Origin of the sequence: Citrobacter sp. Cpo142, from assembly GCF_030332425.1 — a bacterium.
GTDB classification, from domain to species: Bacteria; Pseudomonadota; Gammaproteobacteria; order Enterobacterales; family Enterobacteriaceae; genus Citrobacter; species Citrobacter portucalensis.
Window position 1 is genome coordinate 19,630 of sequence record NZ_JAOWHW010000113.1, and the last position, 14,352, is coordinate 33,981.

Sequence of the window (14,352 nt, forward strand, 5' to 3'; positions counted from 1 at the left end):
TCATTTGTGTTTACAAATATTCATACTTTTGTACAATCCACTCGCTTCTTTACTGAAAAGAGTCCTTAAAAGACAAATACATACAATTGTCATGGCCTTTCACATGACGCGCAGTTTGATTCATTTAAATGGAATGATACAAATGACTATACCTCACGTTAAGGCTGTAGCTGCCGCAGTATGCGTCGCCTGCCTCCCATCACTCGGCCATGCCGCTGAACAAGACACCGTGGTCGTTACCGCTACCGGTTTCGAGCAGAAAATTCAGGATGCCCCGGCTTCAATATCTGTTATTACCAAGCAGCAGATTGAGGACAAAGCCTATCGAGATGTCACCGATGCGCTAAAAGATGTCCCTGGCGTCGTCGTCACTGGCGGGGGGAGCAGTAGCGATATCAGTATTCGCGGTATGGCTTCGCAATACACACTCTTCCTGGTCAACGGTAAACGCATCAGCACCCGCGGTACACGTCCTAACAGCGACAACTCAGGTATTGAGCAAGGTTGGCTGCCGCCGCTGGAATCCATCGAGCGTATCGAGGTAATCCGTGGCCCGATGTCATCCCTGTACGGCTCCGACGCGATGGGCGGCGTCATTAACGTCATCACCAAGAAAGTGTCGAATACTAAAGCCTGGACTGGTTCTCTGCACGGCGATGCCACTTTCCAGGAAGACAGAGACTCCGGCGATATTTACCAGACCAACGCCTATGCGTCTGGGCCACTGATTGACGGATTACTTGGTGCGAAGGTGACCGGATTATTCTCCCACCGCGCGGAAGATGAAATCGTTAATGGCTACAATGAACAGCGTATGCGTAGCGGGGGATTAACCCTGAACTTTACGCCAGATGATAAAAACGACATCGATTTCGATTACGCACGTGAATTGCAGGATCGCGACAGTACGCCGGGCAAATCCATGGCCGAGGAAAACTGCCGCAACGGAAGCTGTAAGCCCAACAGTAAAAGCGAAAACAAGTATGTGCACACGACGTATTCCCTGACCCACAGCGGTTATTACGACGACTTCAACTCCACCAGCTATGTCCAGCAGGAAGAGACCGACAACCCCGGTCGCCAGATGAAGTCCTACAACACGATTTTCAATAACCAGAACCAGGTATTCCTTGGGGCGCACACCCTGACGTTGGGCGGGCAATACCGTTATGAAAAACTGCGCGATAATGGCAACCAGCTGCAAGCGGCTGATGGACTGAACAAACTGACCCGCTGGAGCTGGGCGCTGTTTGCTGAAGATGAATGGGCCGTTACCGATACCTTCACGCTGACCGGCGGTCTGCGTATGGATAAGGATGAAAACTACGGTGACAACTGGACGCCGCGCGGCTATGGCGTATGGCATCTGAGCGATCAGTGGACCTTAAAAGGCGGCGTTTCCGCGGGCTATCGCGCACCGGATCTGCGCCAGTCTTCTGCCAGTTGGGGACAGGTCACCGGCGGCGGTCGTCTGAACGGAATCATTGTCGGCAACCCGGACCTGAAACCGGAGAAAAGCCTCAGCGAAGAGATCGGTTTACTGTGGGATAACGGCAACGATCTCAACGCAGGCGTTACGTTGTTCAATACCGACTTTAAAAACAAAATCACCGAAGTTCGCCGTTGTAACAGCAGTTCCGATCCGGCCTGCACCATCGGCGGCACCCATTATGACTTCGTCAGCGATCGCGTTAACGTCGATAAAGCCAATATGCGCGGCGTAGAATCCACCTTCGGCTGGAAAATAACCTCTGACGTCAACTGGACCGCGAACTACACCTACACAGAATCTGAGCAGAAAAGCGGTCAGTTCTCAGGCCAACCGTTGAACAAAATGCCGAAGCATATGTTTAACACGACACTGGACTGGCAGGCTACGCAGGATCTCGGTTTCTGGAGCCGTCTGAATCTGCGCGGGAAAACGTCTGAATACCTGAGCCGTACCTCCATGGCACAGGGCACCCCGTCCTATACTCAGGTCGACGTTGGTTTACGTTACTATGCTACCAAGGATCTGTTGATGACCGCTGGCGTGTATAACGTGCTGGATAAACAAATCGATTACGATACCTACGACACCGTCCTTGATGGACGTCGTTACACGGTTGGCATGACTTACAGCTTCTAAGTTAGGCGCAATAAAAAACCCCGGCACTCATCATGCCGGGGTTTTTGTTATGCTTTTTTATACTGTTACTTCTTTACGCGGCCCGGGAATTTCATTTCGCTGTAGCGAACAAAACGGGTTCCTTTGGTCAGCTTATAGCCAAACCAGATAATCAGGAACAGCGGGATACCGATATAGGTAGCCATCACGCCGCCCCAGTCAATGCTGTCTTTCAGGAACGCTTCGTAGTTCTGACCCAGGGTGATAATCAGGCACAGCACAAAGGCGAAGATCGGACCCAGCGGGAAGAAGCCAGAACGGTACGGCAGGTCCTTCACATCGTGACCCTGCAGCACATAACCGCGACGGAAGCGATAGTGGCTAATAGCAATCCCCAGCCAGGCGATAAAGCCCGTCATCCCGGAAGTATTCAGCAGCCACAGGTACACGGTCTGGTTGCCAAACATCGAGGTCAGGAAGCACAGCCCCGCCACCACGGTGGTCGCATACAGCGCGTTACGCGGTACGCCGCCACGAGACAGTTTACCGAAAATACGCGGCGCTTTACCGTCACATGCCAGGGTGTAAAGCATACGCGTGGAGGCGTACATCCCGGAGTTACCTGCAGACAGCACCGCCGTCAGGATAACCGCGTTCATCACCGCCGCCGCAGACAGCAGACCCGCATGTTGGAATACCAGCGTGAACGGGCTAACACTGATGTCTTTTACATCGTTGCGCAGCAGGCTTGGATCGGTATACGGAATGATCAGGCTGATAATCAAAATTGCGAACACATAGAACAGCAGGATTCGCCAGAATACCTGACGTACCGCACGTGGAATGTTCTTTTCAGGATCTTCAGATTCGCCAGCCGCGATACCGATAAGCTCTGTCCCCTGGAAGGAGAAGCCGACTATCATCGCCACGCCAATCATCGCAGCAAAACCACCGGCAAACGGTGCATCACCGGTCGTCCAGTTGCTCCAGCCCACCGGCTGAGCGCCTTTGAAGATACCGAAAATCATCATCACACCAACCACGATGAAGATAATGACGGTGGTAACTTTGATCAGTGAGAACCAATATTCCGCTTCACCAAATCCACGAACGGAAATGTAGTTCAGCAGGAAGATAACGCCGAGGAACAGCGCACTCCAGATCCAGCCCGGCGTGTCCGGGAACCACCAGCTCATCACCAGCTGTGCGGCCACCAGGTCAACGGCAATCGTTACCGCCCAGTTGTACCAGTAGTTCCAGCCCAGCGCGAAGCCAAAGCCTTCTTCTACGTAGTTCTGACCGTAGGTGGAAAACGAGCCGGAAACCGGCATATAGGCAGCCAGTTCACCGAGGCTGGTCATCAGGAAGTACACCATCAGACCGATCAGAATATAAGAGAACAACGCGCCACCTGGACCCGCTGCAGAAATAGTTGCACCAGATGCAACGAAAAGACCTGTACCGATGGAGCCTCCAATGGCAATCATCGTCAGGTGACGCGCCTTCAGTTCACGACGTAGCGTGGGCGCTTCTGTGGTTTTAGTTTCGGAAACCATGTGAAAATGCTATCCATCCAAAAAATGAGGCGCGATTGTAGCAGACGAAATGGCATTCTTCCGGCACAAATACGCTGTTATAAGAGACCTTCATGACTGGCCGCGGATTATAAGTAAAGCAGAAAATATGCTGTGTAAGGCGGTTAAATTCTAACCGCCTTACACAGAGGTGACATTACGACAGTAAGCGCCCTATTCGCCCAGCTCGACCTGATCGCTGTAATGTAAAAAACGCGTAATGGCATTGGAGATGTGTTTTTGCCTGTGATGCACGCGCCAGAGAGTACGGACTAAACGCGGCAGCGGCACGGGAACTTCGCTCAGCGTTCCCGCCTGCAACTGCTCCGCAATAACCCGACGCGACAAGCAGCTGATCCCGAGACCATGACGCACCGCATGCTTAATGGCCTCGGAGTTACCCAACTCCATTGCCATCTGAAATCTCGGCAGATGAGACAGCAGCAGGTAATCCACCAGTTCGCGCGTACCCGATCCTCGTTCACGCAGGATCCACGGCGAAGCAGCCAGCTGTTCCAGCGTAACAGGCCCCTTTGTGAGCGGTGACGACGGTGCGGCAAACACCACCAGCTCGTCTTCCAGCCACGGTTCAGAAATAATTTCAGTACTGTGACAAGGCCCTTCGATCAGTCCGATATCTACCCTAAAATCCAGCACCGCATTAATCACATCCTGACTGTTACCCACGCTCAGCTCGAGCGGCAAATCAGGGAAATCCTGCCGATAGCGGGCGATCATAGCAGGCAAGATATAGTTACCAATGGTGCTACTGGCATAGACCCGAATGGCACCATTATCTTCGCGAAAAAGCTGTTCGATTTCGGTTGTTTGCTCAAGTAACGCCAACGCTCGTGGGTAGAGCAAACGCCCGTGCTCGTTGACCACCAGTCGTTTACCGACACGGTCAAACAGTTGCACGCCGAGTTGCCCTTCCAGATCGGTAAGTGCCGCACTCACCGCCGACTGCGACAATGCCAGCATGACAGACGCCTGGGTCGTTGAACCGCTTTTTAGTACCTCAGCAAACACTTCAAGTTGTCGCAGGGTGATATGCATAGTCGTTTTCCACCGGATATCCGTTACTTATACCCTAAATAATTCGAGTTGCAGGAAGGCGGTAAGAGAGAGCATCCCCGGGAGCGTACTTAAGTACGTGACTGGGGTGAACGAGCGCAGCCAACGCACATGCAACTTGAAGTATGACGGGTATACCACTTATATAGATTAATTATAAATATATAATCAATTTTATTTTTAAACCACTTCGCCGTACTCTTTTACCCAGATAAAGGAGAAGGATATGACAGAACTCACCTTGCAGACACATCGTCGTACAGCGTGGCATTTTATTCCGGGGCTTGCCCTGAGTGCAGTTATCACTGGGGTTGCCTTATGGGGTGGATCTATTCCCGCCGTCGCAGGTGCCGGGTTCAGCGCCCTCACCTTAGCAATCTTGTTGGGAATGGTCCTCGGCAACACCGTCTATCCGCACATCTGGAAAAGCTGTGACGGCGGCGTGCTGTTTGCTAAACAACATTTATTACGTCTGGGGATCATCCTCTACGGCTTCCGCCTCACCTTCGCGCAAATTGCTGACGTCGGCGTCAGCGGTATCGTGATTGATGTGTTAACGCTGAGCAGTACCTTTATGATTGCCTGCTTCCTGGGGCAGAAAGTGTTTGGTCTGGACCGCCATACCAGCTGGCTGATTGGCGCGGGGAGCAGTATTTGCGGTGCCGCCGCCGTGCTTGCAACCGAACCGGTGGTGAAAGCGGAAGCCAGTAAGGTAACCGTCGCTGTCGCCACCGTGGTGATCTTCGGTACCATCGCTATCTTCCTGTATCCGGCAATGTATCCGCTGCTGGCACACTGGTTTAGCCCAGAAACCTACGGCATTTACATTGGTTCCACCATGCATGAAGTGGCGCAGGTAGTGGCTGCCGGGCACGCCATTAACCCGGATGCAGAAAACGCCGCGGTTATTGCCAAAATGCTGCGCGTCATGATGCTGGCACCGTTCCTCATCCTGCTGGCAGCTCGCGTTAAACAACTGTCTCCGGTTACGGGTGGTGAGAAAAGCAAAATCACTATTCCATGGTTTGCCATCCTGTTCATTGTGGTCGCGATTTTTAACTCGTTCCACCTGCTGCCGCAGTCGGTTGTGAATATGCTGGTAACGCTGGACACCATTTTGCTGGCAATGGCAATGGCTGCACTGGGGTTAACCACTCACGTTAGCGCACTGAAAAAAGCCGGTGCCAAACCGTTACTGATGGCCCTGCTGCTGTTTGTCTGGTTGATTGTCGGTGGTGCTGCGATTAACGTCGCTGTCCACGCCCTGATGGCATAAACGATCACGACTCACCTCCATTAACCCGCTATACTCTCCCTTTTTGTATTTGAGTATGGCGGGTTAAATTTATGAAATACATCGGAGCGCACGTAAGCGCCGCTGGCGGTCTGGCTAACGCTGCTATTCGAGCCGCAGAAATCGAAGCGACCGCATTCGCCCTGTTCACCAAGAATCAGCGCCAGTGGCGTGCCGCGCCGCTGACCACCGAAATCATTGATGATTTCAAATCTGCCTGTGAGAAGTACCACTACACCTCTGCACAAATCCTGCCTCACGACAGTTACCTGATTAACCTCGGTCACCCGGTCAGCGATGCGCTGGAAAAATCGCGTGATGCGTTTCTTGATGAAATGCAACGCTGTGAACTGCTTGGCTTATCTCTGCTGAACTTTCACCCGGGTAGCCATTTGATGCAGATCCCGGAAGATGAGTGTCTGGCGCGCATTGCAGAATCCATCAACATCGTCCTCGCTCAGACCCAGGGCGTTACGGCAGTAATCGAAAATACCGCCGGACAAGGCAGTAATCTGGGATTCAAGTTTGAGCACCTGGCCGCCATTATCGACGGCGTCGAAGATAAGTCCCGTGTTGGCGTTTGTATTGATACCTGCCACGCTTTCGCGGCGGGTTACGATTTGCGTTCCGCAGAAGAGTGCGAAAAAACGTTTGCGGAATTTGAACGTATTGTCGGTTTCAAGTATCTACGCGGTATGCACCTGAACGACGCCAAGAGCGCGTTTGGCAGTCGCGTTGACCGTCATCACAGCCTGGGTGAAGGCAATATTGGCCATGATGCCTTCCGTTGGATTATGCAGGATAATCGTTTTGACGGTATTCCAATGGTGCTGGAAACCATTAATCCGGATATCTGGGCCGAAGAGATTGCCTGGCTGAAAGCCCAGCAAACAGAAAAAGCGGTGGCGTAACGATCTCCGCGCGCCAGACAAGCTGGCGCGTATCAAGTGAGCGTAACCAGATCCTCTGGCATATGGTTGTACAAAATCCGCCAGAAATGCTCAGCCGTTTTATTCAAACGGGTATCCATTCGGTAAATATAGGCCTGAATTGGCACCATCAACTCCGGCGTGTCCAGACAAACCAGGCGCTTATCGCGCAATTCGTTCACGATCGTCCACGCTGGCAGCCAGGCGATACCATGACCATCTAATGCCATATTCTTCAATAGCTCACTCATCGAAGACATAAACAGCGTACGCGCCGAAATACTGCCCACCTCCGCCAGGTGACGGTTAACCAATCTTCCCATGTAGGAAGTGCTGGTATAGTTCAGAATCGGCACCTGCGGCTGATAGATATCAAACAACGCCTTACCCTGTGCATCCGCAGCACAGACGGGATACAGCTCAGACTCAAAAACCTTCAAGCCGCAGAAAGGTGACTGCATTAAGTCTTCATCGCGAAAGGAGATAATAAAATCACTTTTCCCCTCGCGCAGCGTATTCACCGCCTGGACTACGTCAATCGCTTCGACGTGGTAAACAAACTCCTCGCCCCATGCCGACATTGAATGTACTAATCTGGGCAACATCGTCAGCGACAAAGAATGTGCCGCCGCTATTTTGATATTGGGAACGCCAAGCAGGTTGTGACCACTTAGCTCATCTAAATTGCATTCCAGTTGTTGCAGCAGGCTACGGGTCTGCGAATGGAATAACTTACCCTCCTCCGTCAGCTGCAGTGGACTCGTCGTACGGTCAAACAGCAGCACCCCAACAGCGGATTCGAGCGCCTTGATCCGCCGGCTAAATGCCGGTTGGGATAGGTTGCGCTCCTCCGCGGCCTGGGAAAAATGACGACACGCTTCCAGCGTCAGAAAATCATATAACCATTTTGTCTCGATATTTTTCATGCCTGTCACGCGGATGTTTAAATATGTCGATTAGTCTTAAGCATCATGCCTGAATATTCCCGGAGATGATATTCAACATCAGTATCTGGTGATTCGTTTTTTGCATAATGCCTTCGTTTTTGACATTAACATGTTTCTTTACTCATCGACCACGACCGCTCACCCACCGCGTAACGTCGGGCCTCTGGCTGATTACCGGCCTGCTGAGGTGGTAAAAGACATCACACTCATGCGTTTTTTGCATTGAACCAAACATTATTGCATTTCTCCTCACGACACTCTGCTGTTAAACATAAGCACCAGATAGACACCAGCTCTGAATATTAAATATCGGTAAATAGAGGTATATATCGTGAAAGGTTTAATTGGCGTACTTGGTGGTATGGGGCCTGCTGCAACCGTCGATCTTTTTAATAAATTCGTCACCTTTACCGCAGCGCAACGCGATCAGGAACATATCCCATTAATTATTTCATCCATCCCTGATATTCCAGACCGAACTGATGCGTTAATGCATCATGGTCATTCCCCACTTCCGGCAATGCGTGATTATATGCACAAACTGGAAGATGCTGGTGCGGAGTGTATTGTGATCCCCTGTAATACCGCCCATTTTTGGTTTAATGAATTAAAAGAGTGCTGTCATACAGAGTTACTCAGTATCGTTGAAACAACCATGAATGAGGTCAAAAACTGCGGAAAATCACGTATCGGTTTACTTGCTACTAACGCCACCCTTTACATGGGACTCTACCAAAAAGGCATAGAATCTCTTGGTTTAACCTGCATCAGTCCTGATTCATCCGATCAGGAAAAGGTCATGGAAAGTATTTATTGCTTAAAAGCCGGCGACCTTAAGCGGGCACAAACGCTGATGAATGAACAGGCTGAAGTGCTCTTCTCACGCGGCGCACAAATCATTGTACTGGGATGTACTGAAGTCCCCGTCATTCTTGCCGACACAGTCAGAAAGTCTCCAGATAAATATATTGACTCAACCGGATCATTAGTTCGCGCTGGTATTAAATGGTACGAAAAACGAGTTGGCAAACATCATCTTCTGGCGCAATAACAGCCATTACCAGATTAATAAAGCATTAAACAACCACTTATTTTAATAACAAATTATTCTCTGGCGGAGGCCATTATGGTTTGGTTAGAAATTATCGTCGTGTTGGGTGCAATATTTTTTGGTATCCGCCTCGGCGGAATAGGTATCGGTTTATGCGGTGGTCTGGGGCTGGCTATTTTAACGTTGGGATTTGATCTGCAAATTGGCTCGCCACCCGTTGACGTTATCCTTATTATTATGACAGTTGTCGTGGCAGCATCGGCGCTACAGGCCGCAGGAGGTATGGATTATCTGGTTCGTGTTGCCGGTAATTTCATGCGGCGTAACCCTAAATATATCAATATTATTGCACCGATTATCACCTGGTCGATGACCATAATGGCCGGAACAGGGTTCATTGTATTTTCTACCCTGCCAGTGATTGCCGAAGTCGCCAAAGAGTCCGGTATCCGCCCTTCTCGTACGCTCGCCGGATCCGTAGTCGCCTCCCAGGTGGCGATATCCGGTTCGCCGATCAGTGCCGCAATGGCGGCGATGCTGACCATTATGGAGGGCAACGGTATCACCTTTATTCAGGTCATGGCGGTATGTCTACCAGCTTCGTTTGTCGCCGCGATGGTTGCCGCTTTTATCGCCTCACGTCAGGGATGCGAGCTTCAGGATGATGAAGTCTATCTGGAACGCCTGCAAAAAGGATTAGTGCGTAAATATGAAGGGCAAAACAGCACCACGCCGGGTGCCAAACTCTCGGTCGCCCTGTTTATGCTGGCAACGGTCGTCATCGTTATTCTTGCCGCCTGCCCGCAGCTACGCCCTGGATTCGATGCAGGTAACCCAATGAATACCCGGGATATCATCATTATCTGTATGTTGGCTGCCGCTTGCCTGATGGTGGTGTTATGCAAAACATCAACCGATGCTATTGTCCTGACATCCACGTTTAGATCAGGGATGAGTTCACTGGCGGTCATTCTCGGGATTGTTACACTGGGAACGACCTTCATTGATGCCCACTTAGCGGAGATTAAGGATATCGCAGGCGATATTCTACGGGCTTATCCCATGCTGTTGGCACTGGTGCTGTTTGGTACCTGTGCGCTTCTCTACTCGCAAGGCGCCACCACGCCGCTGATCATCCCTCTGGCCGTTGCGCTCGGCGTGCCTACATGGGCAATTCTGGCCTCCTATGTGGCGGTAACCGGGGTGTTTGTTCTACCAACATACCCGACTTCGCTGGCGGCAATGGAGTTCGACACCACAGGGACAACGCGCGTGGGCAAGTATGTCTTAAACCATCCGTTTATGCTGCCAGGACTGGGTGGGATCATTGCTGGCGTTGCCTTTGGTTTTATCATCGCGCCAATGATTACCTGACCCGTTTTATTAAGGCTGGATGGATTATTGTGGCGATGCTGCAACGGTATAGGTAAAAGCATAAAAAAGGGGCAGAGAATTCTCTGCCCCTGGTATTGACGTTAAATCAGGCCGCCTTTGCCACAACCTCAGCTTCCGGGCGCTTCAGCACCGCGTAGGAGAGACCGGCTACCAGCGTACCGGCAATAATTGCCAGCAGGTATCCCAACACCGGCGTGATTGCACCTGGGATTAACAGGACAAACAGCCCGCCGTGTGGCGCCATCAGCTTCGCACCCACCGCCATCGAGATAGCCCCGGTAATCGCACCACCAACGATACAGCAAGGCAGAACGCGCATTGGGTCACGGGCAGCGAACGGGATTGCCCCTTCGGTGATAAAGCACAGGCCCAGTACCAGGGCAGCTTTGCCGCCTTCCTGCTGCGCTTTGTCGAACTTACGACGCGCAACCAGCGTTGCCAGACCCAGAGCCAGCGGAGGTACCATACCCGCAGCCATGATGGCCGCCATCGGCGCATAAGTTTGTGTACTCAGCAGACCCACACCGAAAGCATACGCCGCCTTGTTAACCGGACCACCCATGTCGGTACACATCATGCCGCCAAGAATCGCGCCAAGCAGCACCGCATTGGCCGTACCCATGGTTTGCAGCCAGTGAGTCAAACCTTCCAGAATACCCGCCACCGGTTTGCCGATCAGGTAAATCATGGCCAGGCCAACCACCAGGCTTGAGAACAGCGGAATGATCAGGATCGGTTTCAGCGCTTCCATACTCTGCGGGAGTTTCAGCTTCGTGCTGATAAGCTTCGCCACATAACCGGCAAGGAAACCAGCAATAATCCCGCCAATAAAGCCGGAACCGGTGCTTACCGCCAGCATACCGCCGATAAGACCCGGCGTCAGACCCGGACGGTCAGCGATGGAAAACGCGATATAACCTGCCAGTACCGGCACCATCAGCGCGAAGGCTGAACCACCGCCAATCTGCATCAGCGCCGCCGCCAGCGTACCCTGCTCTTTAAACGCTTCGATACCAAAAGCGAACGAAAGTGCAATACACAGGCCGCCAGCAACTACCATCGGCAGCATATAAGAGACGCCCGTCAGCAGGTGACGATACGCCCCCGCGCTCTCTTTCTTACTTTCGGTTGCTGAAGTCTGCGCTTTACCGGTTGGCTGGTACGGTGTTGCTTCTTCCAGCGCTTTGTCCAGCTCCTGCTTTGTTTTCTTCAACGCAAGACCGGTAGAGGTGCGATACATCGGTTTGCCGGCAAACTTCGCCAGATCAACTTCAATGTCAGCTGCCACAATCACCAGATCAGCCTGAGCCACCTCTTCCGGCGTAATAGCGTTACCTGCGCCAACAGAACCTCGGGTTTCAACCTTCACCCACCAGCCACGTTTTTTCGCTTCAGTTTCAATCGCTTCAGCGGCCATAAACGTATGAGCAACACCGGTCGGACACGCCGTCACCGCCACCACGCGTTTTGGACCACTGCTGGCCACAGCTGCTGTTGCAACCGGGGCACTGTAAGGTTTTGCATGGCCTTTAGCTTCGCTGAGGAAGAGTTCAGGATGCGCAACCGCACGACCAATGTCGCCCAGCCAGACTTTTTTGCCATTCAGCGAACTGTCGGCAGGAAGCGTATCGCCCAGAACAATTGCCAGTTCGGCATCATTCGGATTATCAATAATTTCCAGATGTGCTTTCTGTGCCGCCGCTCCAAGCAGGGTTTTCGCCATGTAAGCGCGAGCCTGGCCGAGATTAGCGTCAATAATCAGCAGCGTTTTCATTATGCCTCTCCTGCTGTCAGTTAAACGGTTTTAAGTCGACACGCGCCATCATTGCGGCCAACTGAGGACGATCGGTAATGCCTACATTACTTTGGCTTACCGCCAGGGCGGCAACAGCCGTCGCCAGACGCAGGGTATGTTCGCTGGACTCACGCATCAGCAGGCCGTAAATCAGACCGCCAACCATTGAATCACCCGCGCCGACGGTGCTGACCACCTCAACTGACGGCGGTTTAGCAATCCACTCGCCTGAGGCGTTAACCCACAGCGCACCTTCCGCGCCGAGTGAAATCACCACATGAGCGATCCCCTGCTCGCGAAGCGCATGCGCCGCTTCAATCACATCTTTCATTTCCGGCAGCTTACGACCGGCCCAGATTTCCAGTTCGCGACGGTTTGGCTTCACCAGCCATGGCGCCGCTTTCAGACCTGCTACCAACGCTTCACGACTACTATCAAAGATAATGCAAGGACACTGACTACGCAGGCGCGTCATCCAGTCGGTGAAGGCTTCCGGGCTCACGCCGGTTGGCAAACTGCCGCTGACGCACACCATGTCGAACTGGCCCAGCCAGCTCAGCGAATCATTTACAAAGCGTTCCCAGTCAGCCGGGGTGACTTCAAAGCCGGAGAAGTTGAAGTCAGATACTTCACCGTCTTTTTCGGTCAGCTTGACGTTAATACGGGTACGGCCCTGCACGACCTGAAAACGGTTGGCAATGCCCAGCTCGCTGAACAACTGCTGAAAACCATCCTGGTTGTCTTTACCCAGGAAGCCACCCACTGTGACATCGATACCTAAATCCTTCAAAACCTTAGCGACGTTGATCCCTTTCCCTGCCGCATGCAGACCGGTGGTTTTAACCAGGTTCACTTCACCGCGTTCAATTTCCGGGCAGAAACCCACCAGGTCGTAGGCCGGGTTAAGGGTGATAGTAGCAACACGTCTGCTCATTACGCGCCCTCCCCAAGACCTGCTGCGATGGCTTCGCCAATCGCCTTCAGCGCCTGTTCAGCATCTTCGCCCTGTGCAGTAAAGCGCAGGTGATGTCCTTTCTTCACGCCTAACGCCACAACTTTCATCAGACTGCGTCCATTCGCCGGCTTGCCGGTTCCATCAAGATTTGTCACGGTAATTTCACTGTTAAATTGTTTAATCGTATTCACCAGCATGGTGCCCGGGCGGGCATGTAAACCATGCTCATTGCGCACAATAAATTCGGCGCTCAGTACATCATCAGTTAAGGCGTCATCGCTGGTCAGCAGCGCCAGCACCGTTGCCGCATCAGCTTTCAACAAACGGTCAGCTTTATTATTCAGCAGGAGATCGCCAAGGCGCTTCAGCACCGCAACCGGTTGATCGTCATTCATGGCGACGGTCACCAGCAAGGCTGCCGCTTCACCTTGTACATCGAACGCTGTTGCTGCACGACTAACCGCAACGGCGCTACGCACGTTACCTTCAGCACAGTCATTCAGCCAGATCCCCTGACCGAGATTCATCGGTTGCTCATTGATTGCTCTGGCCACAAAGGTGGCGTCAACCGCACCGACTTCTTTCAGCCGTGCCGCGTTGAGTGCCTGCAGCGTCACCAGCGAGTTGGCCACGACATCCAGCGACAGCGTTTCGTTATCAAGCTTCAGCTGTTCACTTTGCTTTTCACCCATCAGCAGCGCACGCAGTTCTTCCGCCGTGGTCGCAGATTTCAGCTGTTCAGCGACGGAGTCATCGCTCAGCACGTGTGTCAGCTGACGCAGTAAACCGAGGTGTTCATCAGAACTTGCGGCGATGCCGATTGCCACATAAGCAACCTGCCCTTCGCCCCAGGTCACGCCCTGCGGAAACTGAAATACCTGCACACCGGTTTTCAGTACCTGATCGCGCGTGTCCGTCGTACCGTGAGGAATCGCAATACCGTTGCCGAGGAACGTGGACGTCTGTTGTTCGCGCGCCAGCATGCCATCGACGTAGCCTTCCGCGACGTTACCCGCCTGCACTAAGGCAGCGGCAACCTGGCGAATAGCCTCTTCTTTATTCCCGGCCTGTTCGCCCGGGTGAATATCCTGAACAGATAACTGGAACATGATTCTCCTCTCCCGCCGAATTGAAACGATTCAGCCAACATGAGAAAAAAGGCGTCACCCGACTCCATCAGTTAAGGCAAGATGACGCTGAAACGTTTCAAGAAGTCTTGCTCTTTTTTCTT

The 14,352-nt window shown here is 52.4% G+C and carries 11 protein-coding genes; 5 read left to right on the top strand and 6 right to left on the bottom strand.

Annotated features, from left to right (window positions below; translation table 11 throughout):
* Positions 1 to 142 precede the first annotated feature (142 nt).
* A complete protein-coding gene (locus OGY18_RS09940) occupies positions 143 to 2,128 on the top strand; it encodes a ligand-gated channel protein (RefSeq protein WP_123267558.1) in 1,986 nt (661 codons plus the stop codon).
* A 65-nt stretch (positions 2,129 to 2,193) separates the two neighbouring features.
* On the opposite strand, the gene lysP is transcribed toward OGY18_RS09940, so the two are convergent.
* Together lysP and yieE are read right to left on the bottom strand one after the other, a co-directional pair.
* Positions 2,194 to 3,663 (bottom strand): lysine-specific permease, encoded by a 1,470-nt coding sequence (gene lysP / locus OGY18_RS09945; protein ID WP_003834517.1) that lies wholly within the window; start codon positions 3,661 to 3,663, stop codon positions 2,194 to 2,196.
* Between the two features lie 192 nt (positions 3,664 to 3,855).
* Positions 3,856 to 4,737, bottom strand: coding sequence for a DNA-binding transcriptional regulator YeiE (gene yieE / locus OGY18_RS09950; RefSeq protein WP_003834519.1), 882 nt, complete (start codon positions 4,735 to 4,737; stop codon positions 3,856 to 3,858).
* A 244-nt stretch (positions 4,738 to 4,981) separates the two neighbouring features.
* Here yieE and OGY18_RS09955 point away from each other — a divergent pair, with 244 nt between their 5' ends.
* Entirely contained in the window at positions 4,982 to 6,031 is a 1,050-nt protein-coding gene (locus OGY18_RS09955) for a YeiH family protein (protein ID WP_003834521.1), read from the top strand.
* Positions 6,032 to 6,102: 71 nt separating this feature from the next.
* Entirely contained in the window at positions 6,103 to 6,960 is an 858-nt protein-coding gene (gene nfo, locus OGY18_RS09960; protein WP_003834523.1) for a deoxyribonuclease IV, read from the top strand.
* A 32-nt stretch (positions 6,961 to 6,992) separates the two neighbouring features.
* On the opposite strand, the gene hypT is transcribed toward nfo, so the two are convergent.
* On the bottom strand, positions 6,993 to 7,904 hold the full coding sequence (gene hypT / locus OGY18_RS09965) for a hypochlorite stress DNA-binding transcriptional regulator HypT (protein WP_020996669.1): 912 nt from the start codon (positions 7,902 to 7,904) through the stop codon (positions 6,993 to 6,995).
* Positions 7,905 to 8,256: 352 nt separating this feature from the next.
* On the opposite strand from hypT, the gene cuyB reads away from it, so the two are divergent.
* Both cuyB and OGY18_RS09975 read left to right on the top strand, forming a co-directional pair.
* Complete coding sequence (gene cuyB / locus OGY18_RS09970; protein ID WP_126317682.1) at positions 8,257 to 8,976, top strand: cysteate racemase; 720 nt, start codon at positions 8,257 to 8,259, stop codon at positions 8,974 to 8,976.
* A gap of 75 nt (positions 8,977 to 9,051) precedes the next feature.
* Complete coding sequence (locus tag OGY18_RS09975) at positions 9,052 to 10,350, top strand: anaerobic C4-dicarboxylate transporter (protein ID WP_063940523.1); 1,299 nt, start codon at positions 9,052 to 9,054, stop codon at positions 10,348 to 10,350.
* Between the two features lie 106 nt (positions 10,351 to 10,456).
* Here the strand turns inward: OGY18_RS09975 and fruA are convergent, their stop codons facing one another.
* The 3 genes from fruA to fruB are packed head-to-tail and all read right to left on the bottom strand — an operon-like array spanning position 10,457 to position 14,230.
* Positions 10,457 to 12,145: a PTS fructose transporter subunit IIBC gene (gene fruA, locus OGY18_RS09980; RefSeq protein WP_148361737.1), complete on the bottom strand. Its 1,689-nt coding sequence runs from the start codon at positions 12,143 to 12,145 to the stop codon at positions 10,457 to 10,459.
* 16 nt (positions 12,146 to 12,161) lie between these two features.
* Positions 12,162 to 13,100: a 1-phosphofructokinase gene (fruK, locus tag OGY18_RS09985; protein ID WP_003834544.1), complete on the bottom strand. Its 939-nt coding sequence runs from the start codon at positions 13,098 to 13,100 to the stop codon at positions 12,162 to 12,164.
* Positions 13,100 to 14,230 (bottom strand): fused PTS fructose transporter subunit IIA/HPr protein, encoded by a 1,131-nt coding sequence (gene fruB, locus OGY18_RS09990; protein ID WP_003834546.1) that lies wholly within the window; start codon positions 14,228 to 14,230, stop codon positions 13,100 to 13,102. The genes fruK and fruB overlap by 1 nt, the downstream gene beginning before the upstream one ends.
* Between the last annotated feature and the right edge of the window lie 122 nt (positions 14,231 to 14,352).